This is a genomic window from Acetonema longum DSM 6540 (assembly GCF_000219125.1).
In the GTDB taxonomy this organism is placed as follows: Bacteria; Bacillota; Negativicutes; order Sporomusales; family Acetonemataceae; genus Acetonema; species Acetonema longum.
In genome coordinates, this window is sequence record NZ_AFGF01000280.1 from 54321 (window position 1) to 71996 (window position 17676).

16 protein-coding genes and 1 pseudogene are annotated in these 17676 nt (G+C 48.7%); 16 read left to right on the plus strand and 1 reads right to left on the minus strand.

The features are described 5' to 3' along the window. Positions 1 to 201: 201 nt before the first annotated feature. The 15 genes from ALO_RS20165 to ALO_RS20235 all read left to right on the plus strand — a co-directional run bounded on the left by ALO_RS20165 (position 202) and on the right by ALO_RS20235 (position 15438). A complete protein-coding gene (locus tag ALO_RS20165) occupies positions 202 to 2172 on the plus strand; it encodes a methyl-accepting chemotaxis protein (RefSeq protein WP_040294041.1) in 1971 nt (656 codons plus the stop codon). A 99-nt stretch (positions 2173 to 2271) separates the two neighbouring features. Continuing rightward, on the plus strand, positions 2272 to 2583 hold the full coding sequence (locus ALO_RS20170) for a (2Fe-2S) ferredoxin domain-containing protein (RefSeq protein ID WP_274428316.1): 312 nt from the start codon (positions 2272 to 2274) through the stop codon (positions 2581 to 2583). Further along, positions 2580 to 4268, plus strand: a complete 1689-nt coding sequence (locus ALO_RS20175) for a [Fe-Fe] hydrogenase large subunit C-terminal domain-containing protein (RefSeq protein ID WP_040294042.1) — start codon at positions 2580 to 2582, stop codon at positions 4266 to 4268. The genes ALO_RS20170 and ALO_RS20175 overlap by 4 nt, the downstream gene beginning before the upstream one ends. Next, positions 4268 to 5419: a SpoIIE family protein phosphatase gene (locus tag ALO_RS20180; RefSeq protein WP_004099974.1), complete on the plus strand. Its 1152-nt coding sequence runs from the start codon at positions 4268 to 4270 to the stop codon at positions 5417 to 5419. The genes ALO_RS20175 and ALO_RS20180 overlap by 1 nt, the downstream gene beginning before the upstream one ends. A 17-nt stretch (positions 5420 to 5436) precedes the next feature. Then, on the plus strand, positions 5437 to 6936 hold the full coding sequence (locus tag ALO_RS20185; RefSeq protein WP_004099977.1) for a 4Fe-4S dicluster domain-containing protein: 1500 nt from the start codon (positions 5437 to 5439) through the stop codon (positions 6934 to 6936). A 79-nt stretch (positions 6937 to 7015) separates the two neighbouring features. Beyond that, entirely contained in the window at positions 7016 to 7756 is a 741-nt protein-coding gene (locus ALO_RS20190; RefSeq protein WP_004099980.1) for a YebC/PmpR family DNA-binding transcriptional regulator, read from the plus strand. A gap of 98 nt (positions 7757 to 7854) precedes the next feature. Then, positions 7855 to 8424 (plus strand): BofC C-terminal domain-containing protein, encoded by a 570-nt coding sequence (locus tag ALO_RS20195; RefSeq protein ID WP_004099983.1) that lies wholly within the window; start codon positions 7855 to 7857, stop codon positions 8422 to 8424. A gap of 448 nt (positions 8425 to 8872) precedes the next feature. Continuing rightward, entirely contained in the window at positions 8873 to 9370 is a 498-nt protein-coding gene (ruvC, locus tag ALO_RS20200) for a crossover junction endodeoxyribonuclease RuvC (protein WP_004099984.1), read from the plus strand. After that, positions 9367 to 9987, plus strand: a complete 621-nt coding sequence (gene ruvA, locus ALO_RS20205) for a Holliday junction branch migration protein RuvA (protein WP_004099985.1) — start codon at positions 9367 to 9369, stop codon at positions 9985 to 9987. The genes ruvC and ruvA overlap by 4 nt, the downstream gene beginning before the upstream one ends. A 9-nt stretch (positions 9988 to 9996) precedes the next feature. Further along, a complete protein-coding gene (ruvB, locus tag ALO_RS20210; RefSeq protein WP_004099988.1) occupies positions 9997 to 11031 on the plus strand; it encodes a Holliday junction branch migration DNA helicase RuvB in 1035 nt (344 codons plus the stop codon). 55 nt (positions 11032 to 11086) lie between these two features. After that, a complete protein-coding gene (locus ALO_RS20215; RefSeq protein WP_004099990.1) occupies positions 11087 to 11629 on the plus strand; it encodes an epoxyqueuosine reductase QueH in 543 nt (180 codons plus the stop codon). Between the two features lie 11 nt (positions 11630 to 11640). Then, positions 11641 to 11865: a DUF2905 domain-containing protein gene (locus tag ALO_RS20220; protein WP_004099991.1), complete on the plus strand. Its 225-nt coding sequence runs from the start codon at positions 11641 to 11643 to the stop codon at positions 11863 to 11865. Positions 11866 to 11890: 25 nt separating this feature from the next. Then, entirely contained in the window at positions 11891 to 13279 is a 1389-nt protein-coding gene (locus ALO_RS20225) for a SpoIID/LytB domain-containing protein (protein WP_004099997.1), read from the plus strand. Between the two features lie 12 nt (positions 13280 to 13291). Then, positions 13292 to 14311: a tRNA preQ1(34) S-adenosylmethionine ribosyltransferase-isomerase QueA gene (queA, locus tag ALO_RS20230; RefSeq protein ID WP_004100002.1), complete on the plus strand. Its 1020-nt coding sequence runs from the start codon at positions 13292 to 13294 to the stop codon at positions 14309 to 14311. 530 nt (positions 14312 to 14841) lie between these two features. Next, positions 14842 to 15438 carry a hypothetical protein gene (locus ALO_RS20235; protein ID WP_004100003.1) on the plus strand — a complete coding sequence of 199 codons (597 nt, stop codon included), beginning with the start codon at positions 14842 to 14844 and terminating at the stop codon, positions 15436 to 15438. A 107-nt stretch (positions 15439 to 15545) separates the two neighbouring features. Here the strand turns inward: ALO_RS20235 and ALO_RS20240 are convergent, their stop codons facing one another. Next, on the minus strand, positions 15546 to 16007 hold the full coding sequence (locus ALO_RS20240; RefSeq protein ID WP_004100005.1) for a DUF4879 domain-containing protein: 462 nt from the start codon (positions 16005 to 16007) through the stop codon (positions 15546 to 15548). A 972-nt stretch (positions 16008 to 16979) separates the two neighbouring features. Between ALO_RS20240 and ALO_RS23410 the strand changes: the two are divergent. After that, positions 16980 to 17620: pseudogene (locus tag ALO_RS23410) on the plus strand (type II secretion system protein GspD). Positions 17621 to 17676 lie beyond the last annotated feature (56 nt).

Genomic DNA, 17676 nt, shown 5'->3' on the forward strand with positions numbered 1-17676 from the left:
GGCGTCTTTTGGGATCATTCGACTGAATTCGTCAAAAATCTTTATCATTTGATAAAACTTAAAAAATTACATAAGGGATCCGGTCAAATATTGTATTATAAACATTTACATGTTGTTGTGTTGGAAAAATTAATATATAATGATTCTAATATATGGTGTTAATGTATGTTTTTATCAATCAGTGGAGGCGGGGGGATATTGATGCGATTGTCGAATATGCGTATGCGAACTAAGTTGACTCTGTTTTTCATACTGATTACCGCTGTGCCGCTATTGGCTACGACATTGATTACATCCTGGTTCAGCCACTCATCTTTGCGCGATGAGACTTTTGAGGCCAATCATCGGACTGCTATTGCCCTGGCCGGTGAGGTCGATCAGATGCTGGATGCGAAAATCAAACTGTTATTGATTATGTCTCAAAATCCGGCGATCCAATCGATGGATCCGGCGCAGCAATTGCCTGTGTTGCGTAATGTGGCCAATCAGTATGCGGATATGACCTCGCTGATTGTTGCCGATTCCAGGGGCGTTCAGACTGTCCGCACTGTGGGGCAGCTGGCTAAAATAGATGACCGGGATTACTTCCGGGAAATTGTAAGCGGCGCCAATTTTGTGATTTCAGATGTGGTTAAGGCTAAAGGTACGGGATTGATGTCCATTATCCTTGCCGTGCCGTTAAGGGATTCTTCCAATAGCTTAAAAGGGGTCTTGTTGGGGGTTGTTGATTTAAATTATCTGAGCAATCGCATAGGGCAAACAAAAATCGGCGAAACAGGCTACGCCTTTCTAGTAGACCGCCAGGGCAAGGCATTGGCGCATCCGGATGCAGCCCTGGTGGAAAAACAAGAGGATTTAACGGCGCTAGAAGCTGTTTCACGAGCGATTAAGGGTCAGATTGGCGTGGTCAGTTATCAGTGGCAGGGAGAAGAAAAATTAGCCGGATATAGTTTTGTGCCAATGTCCCGTTGGGGGTTGGTTGTGCAGCAATCCATGAAAGAAGCCATGGCTGGCGCCAATTGGATCATGTGGACAGGCATTGCCATATCGGTAGCAGCCATTCTGGTAGCAGCTGTGATGGGAGTGCTGGCGGCAGGTTTTTTTACCAAGCCAGTGACCAAATTGGTTGATGCTATAGGTAGAATATCCCGCGGCGATTTAAGTGTGGTGGTAGATGTTCAGTCTGGTGACGAGATCGGGCAGTTGGCTGCATCATTTAATCAGATGGCACATAATCTGCGGGATTTGATCCGTCAGATTGCCGGCACAGCTGAACGTGTGGCCGCATCGGCTCAAGAACTTTCAGCCACGTCGGCGCAAGCCGAAAAGGCTATTGTACAAATTACCGGTACAATTACGGATTTCGTGGAAGATTCTCACAAGCAAACCCAAGAGGTGGTCACTACAGTCGGGATCGTGACTGATCTTAATCATACGGCGCAGCTTGTTGCGGAAAAAGCGCGTTTTGCTTCGGGAATTTCTCAGGAAATGGCTAAGGCGGCGCAAAGCGGGGAAGCTGCTACTGGCAGTGCTGTAAGTAATATCAATGAAATAAAAGAGGTAACTTTAAACACTTCGAGGGCTGTTAGCAGTTTAGGCGAAAAAAGTACTCAGATTGGGCAAATTGTGGATGTGATTACCGGCATTGCCGGCCAAACGAATTTGTTGGCTTTAAATGCGGCCATTGAAGCGGCCCGAGCGGGAGACCAAGGACGCGGCTTTGCAGTAGTTGCGGACGAGGTGAGAAAATTAGCCGAGCAGTCCGAGCAGGCCGCCCGCCGGATTTCTCAGATCATCTATGAGATCAGGGAACAGACCGGACAGACTATTGATGCAATGGAGACCGGTAGTTTAAAGGTAAGCCAGGGTGTAGAGGTCATTCAACTGGCTGGCGATACTTTGACGGGCATACTGGCTCAAGTCAACAGCAGCGTACAGGCGATTAAAGAAATTGATTTGGCGGTTATTAAGCAGGTTGGCGATACGAAACAGGTTCTCACCAGTACCGAGTCTATTGCTGAGATTGCTAAACAATCCAGTTCCAATGCGGAAGGTACTGCCGCTGCTGCTGAGGAAATCACTGCCTCCATGGAGGAAATAGCGCGGGCAGCTAAGGAACTGGCCGACTCTGCAACTCATTTGGAAGATGCCATCGAGAAATTCAGACTTTAATCGGGTGATTCTAAATTCTAAGGGCTCCCGCTTTTAACAGTGGGGGCTTTGCTTTTGGCAAAAAAATAGTTATTGCAGGTTTTTATCTGATACAGTACAATTAGCGTAGCTCAAAAAAGAAGTGAAAAAAATCACAATTACTTTAGACGAGGTGCGGCAATGATTAGAATATCCATTTGTGTTGGCAGTGCCTGTCATTTGCGTGGCGCCCATGGAGTTCTGAACGCCTTTATTGCGTTGATTGATAAGTATCAGGTACAGGGGGCTGTGGATTTAGAAGGGAATTTCTGCCAGGGGTACTGCACAGAAGGCGTCGTCATTAAAATCGGGAACGAAATTATAACAAATGTTTCTCAGGAGAAGGTCTATGACCTTTTTGCTGAAAAAGTACTGGGGCGTGACGGTACATGAAGCCAATCACTACGCAAAAGGTAAATTGCAAAGATTGCCACCGTTGTGTACGTTCCTGTCCAGTGAAGGCGATCGCCATAGAGAAAGGGCAGGCCAGATTAATCGATGACCGGTGTATTCTTTGCGGGGAGTGTGTTGTGGAATGCCCGCAGCATGCTAAGCAGGTGAACGATCAGGTTGCTGCCGTTAAAGAAGCGATTGCCGCCGGGAAGCGGGTTCTAGTGAGCTTGGCTCCCTCTTTTATCGCTTCCTTTCCGGAGTATTCTCCCGGGCAGTTGTTGGCAGCATTGAGAAGACTGGGGGCAGCGGTGATTGAGGAAACAGCGGTCGGAGCCGAAGTCGTCTCCTCTTTCTATCGTTCTTCTTTAGAAACAAGGGACCAAACGCTGATATCAGCTTGTTGCCCGGTTATCGTCAATCTCATCGAAAAATATTATCCTGAACTAGTCTCTAACTTAGCACCGGTTGTTTCACCGATGATTGCCCATGGCAAGCTTCTGAGGGAGAGGTATGGGGACGATAGTTTTGTTGTATTTGCCGGCCCATGTATTGCCAAGATTGATGAAGGCAGTAAAGATGGATCGCCAATTGACGCCGTCATTACATTTGAACAATTGAACGAGTGGCTGCGTCATGGTGGCGGCGTGACGCAGACGGATACTTTTGACCGGAGGGCTTTTGCCAATGCACGGTATTTCCCGATCACCGGGGGGATACTGAAATCTTTTGTCGATTGTGAGACCACTGATACTGAAATGATTGCGGTGGATGGGATTCGGCAGTGTATGTCGGTATTTTCCAGTCTTGCCCATGGCGAGGTCTCGCCGCGATTTATTGAAGCATTGGCGTGTGACGGCGGCTGTATTAACGGACCGGCCTGCGGCAATGCCCAGTCAATTGCCGCCAAACGGGTCCAGGTGGCGAAATTTGTCAAGGACAATGGGCTGAAACAGCGAAATCCTGTATCGGACAGCTTGGATTTTACACGCCAGCATCAGGCAATCCCCCTTGACTATGTGTCCCCCGCTGAAAGTCAGATACGGGAAGTCATGCAGCAATCGGGGAAACTTACAAAAGCCGATGAAAAAAATTGCGGCGCTTGCGGTTATAATTCCTGCCGCGACAATGCTATCGCCATCTGTCAGGGGATGAGCAGCATTGACACTTGTGTGCCCTATATGCGTTCAAAAGCCGAGTCCTTTGCCAATATTATCGTTGATAATTCACTGAATGCGATCATTGTTTTGGATGAACGATTGACAGTCCAGTCTTTTAACCCTTCGGCCGCAGGCATGTTCGGCAGGCGGCAGGACCTTATGAAAGGACGGAGCTTAACCGACTATATGGATTGTGCGGATGTTTTGAGCGCTATGCAGACAGGAAACAAGGTAGGGGGACGGCGGGTTGAATTCCCGGAATATGGATTAATTACCGAGGAAATGATTGTCCCTGTGCCGGAACACAACTTGATTTTCTTGATATTTTCCGATGTCACCGGTCAGGAAAGGCGAAACCGGGAATTGGAAGAGATGAAACAGGAAACGGTAGAACGAGCGAAGCAGATCATTAACCGGCAAATGCATGTAGCGCAGGAAATCGCCGGGTTATTGGGCGAAACTACGGCTGAAACCAAGTCCACTCTTTTAGAATTAATTTCTATATTAAAAGAAAAAGGAGTAAGATAGTGAACCCGTTGCATGCAGAAATCGGCGTGGCCCAGCTATCCAAAGTCGGTGAAGAGCTGTGCGGCGATAAACTGGAAATTGCGCGCACGGCAGATTCTACGATTATTGTGCTTTCCGATGGCTTGGGCAGCGGCGTTAAAGCAAATATACTGGCAACTTTGACGACCAAGATTGCCTGTTCCATGTTGAAGCGGGGGATACCGCTTGATGAAGTAGTAAACACGATTACCGAAACGCTGCCGGTATGCAGCCAAAGAAAAATTGCCTATTCCACCTTCCAAATTGTAGAAGTGACAAATCAGGGACAGGCTACCGTGGTCGAATTCGATAGCCCTTCTGCCTATTTGTTGCGTAACGGTCGGGTATCGCCTTTTCCCACCCAGGTCAAATTGATTGGAAACAAAGTAGTTAATATAGGTCAACTGCTATTGCAAACAGATGATATAATAGTATTGGTAAGTGACGGCGTCATACATGCCGGCATCGGAGGCTTGCTGAAACTTGGCTGGAATTGGGATGGGATTGCTCACTATCTTGAAAGCGAGTGTTGGGGAACCCCGGATCCGGAAGGTATTGTGCAGAAAATTATGCAGTGCTGTGAAGGCTATTATTTAGGAAAGCCGGGTGATGACTCCACAGCCGCCGCGATCAGATTGCGCCAGCCCCGGTACCTGACCTTATTTACAGGCCCGCCGTCTGATGCAGCCTTAGACGAAAAAGTGGTGAAACGCCTGATGCGTCAGCCGGGAGTTAAAATTGCCGCGGGGGGGACGACGGCTGCCATCATCAGCAAAGTGATCCATAGGCCATTGCGTGTGGATACTTCTTATTATGACCCGCAGATTCCGCCGATTGGTTTCATCGAGGGGATTGATTTGGTTACGGAAGGTGTCCTGACTTTAAATGCCACAGTGGAACGGATTAGAGATGCCCAAGGCAACCGAGGGAGTTCGGCTAAAGATGGGGCCTCTTTATTGGCGAACTTGCTGCTGCAGGCAGATATTATTCAGGTTTTTGCAGGAACAGCTGTAAATCCGGCGCATCAGAATCCGCATTTTCCCCAGAAGATGAACATCAAGACTCAGGTACTGGAAAAATTGCGCACTATATTAGAAATAAAAGGAAAGCAAGTAACACTGGAATGGTTTTGACAAAGGAGGAGTTAATCATGTCGCAAGTAACGGAAGTCATTAAAATCCAACGGAAAGTATGGGCTGAAATCACCAGAATGACTTTGGCGGGAGAATTAGAAGCCAATGTGGATGAGATACTGCGTACAGTTGTTACCGAAAACGGGCCCAGGTATCGTTGTTGCGTGCATAAAGAAAGAGCAGTGCTGCGCGACAGAATCAATATGGCCCTAAGTCAGCCGATCGCCTCGGATATTCAGGTATCTGCCGGCCGGTCCCTGGAAGGTCATATGGAAGAAGGTCCGCTGGTCCGGGTGTTACCCGAGGCCTGTGATCGTTGCCCGATTGACAAATTTATGGTGACAGATGCCTGTAGAAACTGCTTGGCGCATAACTGTATCAACAGTTGTCCTAAAAAGGCAATTATGGTGGTTCAGAATCGGGCTTATATTGACAAAACCCAATGTGTGGAATGCGGTATGTGTAAAAAGTCATGTTCTTATGGGGCAATTATCGAGATCAGCCGTCCCTGTGAACGGGCCTGTGATCTTAAAGCCATCAGCGCCGCTGCGGACCGGCGGGCTGCGATTGATTACGGCAAATGCGTGCAATGCGGTTCCTGCAAAGTTGCCTGTCCCTTTGGAGCCATTAGCGACCGGAGCTTCATTGTACAGGTGATTCAAGCTATAAAGGCCCAAAAACCAGTCTATGCGATTATAGCGCCGGCTTTTATTGGCCAATTTGGTCTGAAGGTCAGACCGGGTCAAGTGACCAGTGCTCTGCTTCAATTCGGATTTGAGGCAGTCAGAGAGGTGGCACTGGGGGCAGATATAGTCACACTGGAAGAGACCAAAGAATTCGTTGCGGCAGTGCCGGCCAAGAAAAAATATCTGACGACATCTTGTTGTCCGGCTTTTGTGACCATGATTGAAAAGCATCTGCCCGACAGCTTGACTCACGTATCGACAACAGTTTCACCCATGATTGCCACCGCTAAAATGATCAAACAGGAGAATCCCTCTGCCGTGGTTGTCTTCCTTGGTCCCTGCATCGCTAAGAAAGCTGAGGGATGGCAAAACCGAGATATGGTTGACTATGTTTTGACTTTTGAAGAAATGGCGGCGATGCTGGACGGGGCAGGCATTAATATCGCCGAAACGGAAGAACGGGAATATCAGGTATCAGCTTCACGGGACGGCTATATGTTTGCCCGGACCGGAGGAGTCATGCAGGCGGTTGCAGATACGGCTGCCCAACTGGCACCGGATGTATCGCTTAAGCCTTATCGCTGCGAAGGGTTGGCAAACTGTAAAAATGTTGTTGCTCAGCTTGAAAAGGGACAAATCGACGCTAACTTTCTGGAAGGTATGGCTTGCATCGGCGGCTGCGTCGGCGGGCCTGGCACTTTAGTTGATACCAGGGTTACGACCAGGCTGGTGGATAATTTTGCTGCTGCTTCAGCCCGGAAAACAGCTCCCGATAATCAGGAAGCTGTAACCGTTACGAAGCAATTGACGCATTGGCACAAGAATCAGTAGCTGTTTTTAGCTTTTGCCAAAGATAACGAAATATGCTACAATATTTCCTGATCATTATGCAGTTTGAGAGGGGATTTTGATGTCTGGACACTCAAAATGGGCCAATATAAAGCATAAAAAAGGCAAGATGGATGCCATCAAAGGGAAAGTTACCACCAAGATCAGCCGGGAGATAACGATTGCCGTAAAAAACGGCGGTTCTGATCCGGCCGGCAATATGCGTTTGAAACTGGCTCTGCAAAAAGCCCGGGAAAATAATATTCCCAAAGAAAATATCCAGAGAGCGATTCAAAAAGGCGCCGGGGCTCTCGACGGCAGCAGTTATGAAGAAATTCTCTATGAAGGGTACGGCCCCGGCGGTGTGGCTATCATGCTGGACATCATGACGGATAACCGCAACCGGACCGCAGCCGACATCCGCCATCTTTTTTCCAAACACGGCGGTAATCTGGGTGAATCAGGCTGTGTTTCCTGGATGTTTGCGCAAAAGGGAATCATCCGGGTGGAAAAAAGCGCCGCTGACGAAGAAAGCTTGATGCTGCTGGTCTTGGATGCCGGCGCGGAAGATTTCTCCGCGGAAGATGAGGAAGCCTTTGAAATTATAACCGCTCCGGACCAGTTTGAGGCGGTGCACAATGCGCTGGAAGCAAGCAAGATTACCGTGGCTTCGTCAGAAATCACGATGGTGCCGCAAACCACCATTGCTCTGGCCGGTGATGATGCCGCGAAGCTTATTAAACTAGTGGATGCTTTGGAAGAACATGATGATGTGCAGGAAGTATACGGTAACTTTGATGTTCCGGATGATATGCTGGAGTAAATAAGAGGAACAGCAGGCAAAAATCTTTTGGCTTGGTATAAATTGTATTCTTTTCGGGAATAATGAAAAGAAACACCAAACAAAAGGAGTTGTCTGATTTGTTCCATCCTAAAATGCCATATCGCTTCGTCTGGCTGTTTGGTATTCTTCTCATAGTGGGGTTATTGGCATATTTTTACCTGCCGGGTCTTTCTTTTTCCGATGGCAGTTCTGTAAAAGAGATGGAAACCGAATTAGTAAAGCAGGATGCCTCTGTAAAAATTTTTCCCCAGACAGACATTTACCAAAGAATTGTATACTCAAAATGCGGCGACGAAGAATCTTCGCGTACCAAACCGGCAGACAGCCTGATTGGTATGAACCTGTTACAGTTTCAAAAAGTCTATACAGGCTGGAATATAGATCATTTTGATGCAAGCGAAGTAAGAATGACCCTGACGATTGACAGTATGTGCCGGGAACACGCAAACAATATATTTATCGGCCAAAAAGACGGTTATGTTACGGTGTTTTATGGCCTGCCCGGACGAAAGCCCATTGTCAAGGAAGTTACCAAAATTCCGGTGAATCATTTGACCCAGGATGATGTTGCCGAACTGCAGCGAGGTATAGTCGTCCAGTCAAAGGAGGACATGCTGAAGACCTTGGAAGGAATGCAATCCCGCTAGGGGAGCGTTGAAAAAGGCCCATCTGCGTCACTTCAGCCTCCTGCGGGCGTGCGTTCGACGTACCCTGCGAACGTACAGTCTCACGCACGTCCTCGTCGCGCTGCATCAGAATCCGTAACTTTTCGGGAAAGTGGCAGTAGTGGGTGCTTCTCCCGAGCCGAAAAGTCTCTTGAGTTCTTCGCTAGTACGGAAACGCGAGCGTTTCTCTGACCTAGCATCTAAACCTTTTTGAACGGTCCCAGATTCGAGGCTGTAGATGAGTTTTACAACAACTTTTTAGGGGGCCGTTGCAAAAGGCCTATCTGGATATCAGAAAAGAGGAGCAGAGACTCCTCTTTTTTCGTTCTGGCAGTCTTTTATATTTCTTAAGTGGCTTCAGGTGTTTTTATGGTAGGAATTGCAGCAGTTATCGTCGAAATCCTGTTACAGGAAGAAGGAGGCAGAATGGATGTTGGCATTGGGCATTGATCCGGGGACTGCCATATGCGGCTATGGCGTTGTCAGACTGGATGGCAGCGCCTTAAAGCCTGTTGACTTTGGCGCGGTATTAACCAGTCCCGCCAGCTCAACTGCGGATAGGTTGCTTGAGGTACATAGGGGAATTGAAAAAGTGATTCAGCAGTATAAACCAGACGTGATGGGGATCGAACAGCTTTTTTTCAATAAAAACGTGCGAACGGCTATGGCTGTGGGACAAGCCAGAGGGGTCGTTTTGCTGGCGGCAGCGGCGGCAGGACTGCCGGTTCTGGAGCCTACGCCCCTGCAGGTTAAACAGTCGGTAGTTGGATACGGAAAGGCCACCAAGGATCAAGTGACTTATATGGTCCAGCGGCTGTTAGCATTGCGGGAAGCCCCCCGTCCCGATGATGTGGCCGATGCCCTGGCTGTGGCTGTCTGTACATTGCATACATATAACCTGAGAAATTGGCAGGAGAGCGGACTATGATTGGATATCTGCAAGGCAAGGTTGCTATGCTTGGCCTGGAGTATTGTTATTTGGAAGTAAACGGAGTAGGCTACCGGGTCTTCATCCCCGGTTCCAGCCGTGAAAAGCTGGCGACAGGCGCCCAGGTGCAATTGTTTACCCATTTGCATGTACGGGAAGATGCCCTGTTGCTCTATGGGTTTTTAACGCAGCAGGAGTATGAAGTGTTTCTGCTGTTGCTGTCGGTTACCGGCATTGGTCCGAAGGCAGCCTTAGCCATCCTTTCGGTGATGAACCCGGCTCAGTTTATTATGGCGATTGGGCAGCAGGATTTGAGCGCTCTGACCCGGGTGTCCGGCATCGGCAAAAAAACCGCTGAACGGATGGTCCTGGAACTGAAAGATAAAGTGGCTGGTCTGCCCGGTGCCGCGGCTGCCGTTTTACCGGCTGCAGTTCCGGTCGGCAGCGGCGGCTCGATGGATATCCAGCGGGAAGCGCTGCAGGCTCTCCTGGCTTTAGGCTATACCCAGCAAGAAATCATGCCGGTGTTGAAAAAACTGCCGGCTGACCAGGGAGATGCCATGAGTGTGGAACAGGCCGTGAAGCTGGCCTTAAAAGAATTTGCAGCTAGGAGGTAATAATACGGCATGGAGGAACGATTAGTTACCGGTGAGGAACGGTTAGTCGCCGGTATGGAGCAAAACGCCGACTCCTGGCAATACAGCCTTCGCCCGCGGCGGTTGCAGGAATATATCGGGCAGGATCAGGTGAAAAATAATTTATCGGTTTTTGTACAGGCGGCTTTATCCCGGTCCGAGGCATTGGATCATGTGCTGCTGTATGGACCGCCGGGACTGGGAAAAACCACCCTGGCCAATATTATTGCCAATGAACTGGGCGTGAATTTTCGCATTACATCAGGGCCGGCTATTGAGCGCAGCGGCGATTTGGCTGCCCTGTTAACCAATTTGAACGAGAAAGACGTATTATTCATTGATGAGATCCATCGTCTCAGCCGAAATGTGGAAGAGGTGCTTTATTCGGCTATGGAGGATTACGCCCTGGATATCATGATTGGCAAAGGCCCCAGCGCCCGCTCTATCCGGCTGGATTTGCCCCAATTCACCCTGGTGGGCGCCACCACCCGGGCTGGAGCGCTTACAGCGCCGCTGAGGGACCGATTCGGGGTCATCTGCCGCCTGGAATACTATCATACCGAAGATCTGGAGTATATTATCAAGCGAGCGGCGGAAATCCTAAATATTGTAATTGAAGCCGATGGGGCACGGGAAATCGCCAGACGTTCCCGGGGTACGCCGCGTATTGCCAACCGGCTCCTGAAACGGGTACGGGATTTTGCCCAGGTGGACGGGGATGGGATCATCACCGAATCGTTGGCGCAAAAGGCCTTAGGCCTGCTGGAAGTGGACACCTGCGGTCTGGATAAGATTGACCAGAGACTTCTGATAACGATTATCACTAAATTCGGCGGCGGGCCTGTGGGTTTGGACACACTGGCTGCCGCCATCAGTGAAGAAACTGATACGATCGAAGATGTGTATGAACCCTTTCTGATTCAACTGGGATTTTTGCAGCGTACACCCCGGGGGCGCGTGGCCACCAAGGCGGCTTATGTTCACATGGGTGTACCGTATCAGGGGGACCAGGAAACCCTCTTTTGAGCAGCCTGGAATAGAGTCCAAAGATATAGTTCGCAATAAGAATAGGTGATGAATCATGAATTTGCTCTTGCATATGTGCTGCGGGCCTTGTTCCATCTATCCGGTAAAGCAGATCCGGGAATCCGGCATTGAGGTAACAGGATTTTTTTATAATCCCAACATCCATCCCTATAAGGAATTTGCCCGGCGGCTGGAGGCGGCGGAGCTTTACGCTCAAAAGGTAAACTTGTCTATGATTATTCAGCCAGAGTATACATTGGAAGAGTATATCAAGCAGGTGCTGGATTCGCCTGGCGGCAGGTGCCGGGCTTGCTACAGGCTGCGCCTGAGGCGCACGGCTGAATATGCGCGGGAGAACGGATTCAGCCATTTCAGCACCACTCTCCTGGTTAGCCCCTATCAGCAGCATGAAATCATTCGGGAAACCGCTGAAACCGTTGCGGCAGAGACTGGAGTGCCTTTTTACTATGTGGATTTTCGGACTGGCTGGAAGGAAGGGGTTGCCATCAGCCGGGAAATGGAGCTGTATCGTCAGCCTTACTGCGGCTGTATTTTCAGTGAGAGAGACCGCTACTACAAGCTGGTCAAAAGCAATTAGGAGGGATTCGTTTGTTCGGCTTTGATTCTTGGGGCAAAACCCTGATGCTGATCGGCGTTTTGCTGCTGGTAACGGGAGCGATTATGCACTTTGGCGGCAAGTGGATTCCTTTCGGCCGGATGCCGGGAGACTTTCACTGGGAGAAAGGCAATTTCAGCTTTCATTTCCCGCTGGTTACCTCTTTGCTGCTAAGCATTATATTGACTATTCTTCTGAATTTATTTTTTCGGCGATAACAGGCCGACCGGAAGGAGCGAGTAAATGAAGAAACTTTGCATGAACGTAACTTTAGTCCTATTGTTTACATTCTTTAGCGGAATCATGGCTGATCCGCTTTATGCCGCTAAGCGTCAGGAACCTTTGATTCGGGTAGGGCTGCTGTCAGGGCAGCCTCAGGTCCTGGTTTCGGCGGAAAGCGATTTTATGCTGGTGGCGGCGGATTCCGGCCAAAAAATCCACACATTTCGGGCTCGTGAAACAGTGAAGATCAGCATGAAAAGCCAGGTTTTGACGGTCAATGACAAGCCGATATCCGTCAGGTCCATTCAGCTTGCTTTCAAAGATGATTCGAGAAAATTCAGACGCAGTTCCCGGCGAAATTCCTCCGCAAACGATGCGCTTCTGCAGCAAAGCCTGACGGAAAATAAAAAAGGCCGGTTTTTAATTGTGAATCGGCATCGTTACCGGGGATGGATTCAAATCAAGCCTACCGTCGGGCAAAGCGGGCTGACAGTGATTGAGCATCTGCCCCTTGAGCAGTATGTATACGGTGTGATCGCCAAGGAAATCAGTACGGAATGGCCGATGGAGGCCGTCAAGGCTCAGGCAGTGGCAGCCCGCAACTATGGGTTGTATAATGTGAATAAACATAAGAATGACGGTTATGATGTGTGCCCCACAGTTCATTGCCAGGTCTATGGCGGCGCGGGAGTCGAAAAAAGCCGGGGCAATCAGGCAGTGGATGAGACCCGGGGTCAAGTGATAACCTATCAGGGAAAAGTAATTCCTGCTTACTTCCATGCCAGTTCCGGCGGCCATACGGAAAACAGCGAATATGTCTGGGGAAGCTCTTCTCCTTACTTGAAAGGAGTTCCGGACTTTGATCATGATCAGAAAAATTTCTCCTGGAAAAAACGCATCAGCGTTCAAGCCCTGACAGATAAACTGAGTTCCCAAGGTTATAAAGTCGGTACTCTCAAGGCGATTCGATTGTCTCCTTTAAAACAGCCTTCGGCTTCGATTGACCGAAGCCTGTCCGGCCGGGTTAAAACGATGGAATTCATTGGTTCCGCCGGCACTGTTAAAGTAGACGGCAATAAACTCAGGAGTATGCTGGGGTTAAGCAGCACCATGTTTGACGTTACTCTTTCTTCATCAGCTTCCCCCGGAACCGTCATACTTCAAAAGAGAGACATTCAACCTGGAAACAACCGGAAAATGGCTGCCGTTAAATCCGCTCCTATGCTTCACACCGTTAAGGATTCCTGGCGGGATGAAGTGATTATTACCGGTTTTGGCCAGGGACATGGCGTGGGATTGTCCCAATGGGGCGCCAAGGCTCTGGCTGAGAAAGCTGGCAATAGGCGCAATTATTACCAGGACATACTGACCTATTACTATCAAAATAGCAAGATTGAAAAATTGTACTAGCGAGGCTATTTTATGCTGCTGTCTGATTTTGATTACTACTTGCCGCAACAACTCATCGCGCAGACTCCAATTTATCCCCGGAACTATTCCCGCTTGCTGGTTATGGACCGTCAAACCGGCGAGCTGACGCATCGTCATTTTTATGATCTCTTCGACTATGTAACGGAGGGAGACACTCTGGTATTCAATGATACCAGAGTGATACCGGCCCGGCTGATCGGTTGCAAACGAGATACCGGCGCCAAAATCGAGGTATTTCTCCTGACTCAGCTGAATGATCGGGAGTGGGAGGTCTTGGTCAAACCGGGCAAGAAGGCCAAAATCGGCGTAAAAATTGACTTTGGCCCCGAAATATCCTGTGAGGTGCTGAGACACACTGATTTTGGCGGACGCGTGGTTCGCTTTGATTACGAAGGAGTTTTTTTCGCTATTCTTGACCGCCTGGGGACTACGCCGCTGCCGCCGTACATAAAAGAACAATTGAACGATGCCGAGCGGTATCAGACGGTGTACGCCAAAGAAAAGGGATCAGCGGCTGCTCCCACTGCCGGCTTGCACTTTACCCGGGAAATGATGGAAGAACTTCAGAAGCGAGGCGTTAATACGGTTTTCATCACCCTGCATGTGGGGCTGGGCACCTTTCGGCCGGTTAGCGAGACAGAGATTACCAATCATAAGATGCATCGAGAGTATTATTCCATACCAGGCGAAACAGCCCGGATTATCAACGAGGCCAAAGAGAGGGGCAAACGGGTAATTGCTGTGGGCACTACGGCGATACGCACCTTGGAGACTGTCGGCCGGGAGAATCGTATTCAGGCAGGGACCGGCTGGACGGGTATTTTTATTTATCCCGGTTATCGGTTTCAGGTGATCGATGGGATGATCACTAACTTCCATCTGCCCCAGTCCACGCTCCTGATGCTTGTTTCCGCCTTTGCCGGCCGGGAGCATGTCCTCCAGGCCTATGAAGAGGCGGTACGCTCTGAATACCGGTTTTTTAGCTTTGGCGACGCTATGCTGATACTATAACAGAAACTTCAGAGCTAAAAGAAGCCCGGAACATTCCTTGGCATAAGGGCATAAAGAAACGGCAGGTCATTATGGCCTGCCGTTTTTGTCTTACTAGACCGCAAACTCAATTTTCACGATTTTCCCCGTGAAAGGGGTTCTATCCCTTCATCTGAGTCGGTTGCACCTAGTTTCATAAATATGCCGGCATTCCGGAGGCAGCGTAATGTTGGGTAATTTGATTTTTCGGTATAAAGCTCCGTAAACCGCACGAAATGTCCGGAGACGGATGGTGTTGATACAAACTCAGGACTTTGGATATACTGACAGGATCACTTTTAGAAACGGTTTCTGAATTAATAACACATCCTGAAAAATCGAGTAAAAACAGGAATCTGCTGCTTGAAAATGATGCACAGTATGTAGATTTTATTTAGCTCAGGTTTAAGCAATTTAAAAAAAAAGACGATATAACCAATGGAAGGTTTTGATGGCGTCATTTGAGTAACACTCTTAGAAATAACAAAGCAGAGCAGAAAGGAAGGATTTACATGGTACAAGCAGTAAACGGTCTAGATGCCTACCAGTCAACGGCATGGCAAAAAAGCGGCAGGCAGGTGGCGCCGCAAATGGCTGCCGCAGCGTCTGTGCCGCAAGGGCGGGATTCTTATGTCAAAACAAATGTATCCCTGGTTCCCGAGAACTATTCCAACCAGGCGCAAGAGCCTGTCAGCCGCGAGGATTTCGAGAGATATTGCGGCCTTATCAGCGACCAAAACGGCGTAACGGTATACTATCCCCCGGAAACGGCATCAATGGAGGTCAAGAGAACCTGGATTGAGACTTGCAAGAAGCTGGAAGCGGAAGGTGTCGATATGGCTTTTTTTAAAGCCAGAATTATCTGCCAAATGAAAAATGCTGCCGGTGCTATCGACCTGACTACCGCCCAAATGAACGCTATGGCTAAACAACTGGGGGCTGACGCTCGCGCCTGTCAGGACTTGTTTACGGACATGCTGAATCAAGAGAAGGAACGATTGAAACAAGGCGCTCCTAGCGGCAGTGATCCGGAATTTTTCAGAGAAAATACCCGAAAAATGATAGATGCATTTCAACAGTTGGTGGATGCATTTAAAAAGGTGGCGTAAACTTCTCACTGTAGAAGTGGCGCATCAGGCAATGGGAAAGCGGAAAAAGGCGGTCTCCGGAATATGAGACCGCCTTTTTCTGTCTATTTGACGAACTTTATAGCGGTTTATTTAACGAATTTTATATTGGTGGATACGCTGCTGCCAGAACCGCCGTTGGTCCCGCTAGAATTGACACTGATTGTGTTGCTAGAGCTCAATTGGGCTTTCGGAATTTTGTAGTGGACTTCATATCCGACAATGACGCCACCGCTGACGAGATTGACCCGCTCGCTCGGGATCTCCGAATGTCTAAACTGGTTTCCGTTTATTTTGATGAACGTAAGGTTCCAATTGGGATAGCCGGTATAGACTACGGCCATATACAGCACCGGCCCAGAAAATGAGTAACCGCTCATGCTTTTCGGATAGCTGGTGGGAGTCTTTTGCCACTGATTACTATAATTTTCTGCCGTAAAAGCGGCAATATCCACCTTGGTCAAAGCTGGCGCCGGACCGGCCGTTGCCAGGGGAGAGACCGAAACCATCACCATGAAAACCAACAACAGGAATACGATAGACTTTTTCATACCAAGATCATCCTCCTCTTAAAATATGGCTGAGATTTTCCGCCCTCCTTTCATCGAATGCGAAGTTTTTTTATAGTGAACATAGTAAAAATATACCTTTTATGTTTATTATAGGTTAATTATTGGAAAAATCAAATACATTTTAATATTTTCTTGAAATTCATATCCATTTAAAAGGAATCAGGCTATTCTGCATGGAAAGTTTTTACTATGAAAGTAAGATGGCGGAACACGGGGAAGGAGAGAAAGATCATAAAAAAATATCTTGGGTTGCTGCTAATCTTCTGCCTTTTGATTGCCTTACCGACTATGGCGGACGCCGCCCCAATCAAGGACCCCGTTTTTCTAATGCCGAAAATCATCATCCCCAGGCAGAACCCGGAGGAAGCAAAAGATAAAACCGATTCCGCCGCGGAAAATAAGCCTGAGGAAAAAGCAGACGGGCCGGCGGACAAGCCGCTCTATGGCGGGGATTTAGATGAAATATCCGGGACGGAGCCGATCGCCAAAGTATTTCCCGATGTTCTCCTGGTGGAGAATGGGCGCATTACGATTCAAATGGTTGACGCCGTCGCGATTGACATAGTAAACTCGGTTGCCGACAAGCTGGATAAAAAGATTCTGATCAACAGCCGGATACCGGGAAGGGTATCGGTCCGGCTTTCTAACGCCACCTTAGAGGAACTGCTCAATTTACTGGGAGATAATGTCGGCTTTACCTGGACGGAGAAAAACGGCGTCATCATCATTACGACGAGGGGCAGGATGACTTCCCCGGTGTTTTTTCCTGTCCAATACGCCAATATGCAGGACATCAAGACTGCTTTAAGCATATTGGGCCTGGGCGGCAGCGTAACTGTCAGCGCCAATCCCCCCGGCATTATCGTCAACGCGCCTCCCGACCAGGCGAAACAGGTTGGCGACCTCATCGCAATACTAGACTGCAAAACCCCCAGCATCAAAGTAGAGTTTATGGTGGTGGAAATCAATAAAAATGAGGAAAATAAAATAGGCGTGAGCTGGCAGGATATTGTAGGGACGTATACCCATACTTCCTCGTATGATCAGAGCCCGACTCGAATTATCGGCAGGGAATGGAAAGCCGGCGTTGTGGGGACTGCCCTGGAAACCAAAAACATCGGCAAAATATTGGCCAAGCCCTATATTATTACGCTCAATAACATAGAAGCCCATCTGTCCACCGGCGATGAGGTCCCTATTTTCAGCAAGGACATTAACGGCAGTCCTACTGTCGAATATAAAAAAGTCGGGATTGAATTATACACGACTCCGGCCGTGGTCAATTTTGATGAGCAGCTGCTAAAGGTTAAAGCCAAGACGATCGTTAATATCATCAGCGGCAAAGAGACGCAAAACAACTTAACCGCGCCGCAAATCAGCTCCCGCGAGGCGGAACCATCATGAACGTAAAAAGCGGGGAGACGATTGTCATTGGCGGTTTGCTGAAAGAGTCAAACATTAAAAATGAATCGGGCGTACCGCTGCTCAGCAAGCTGCCGCTCCTGGGAAATTTGTTTAAAGTTACGAATACGACAAAGTCTCAAACGGAGATCATCATTTTTATTACTCCTACATTGATGGGGGCGGCCTGATCCAATCAAATTCAGGAAGGCATCGTGTTCCCTATTTCGTATCCGGTCTGAGCGCA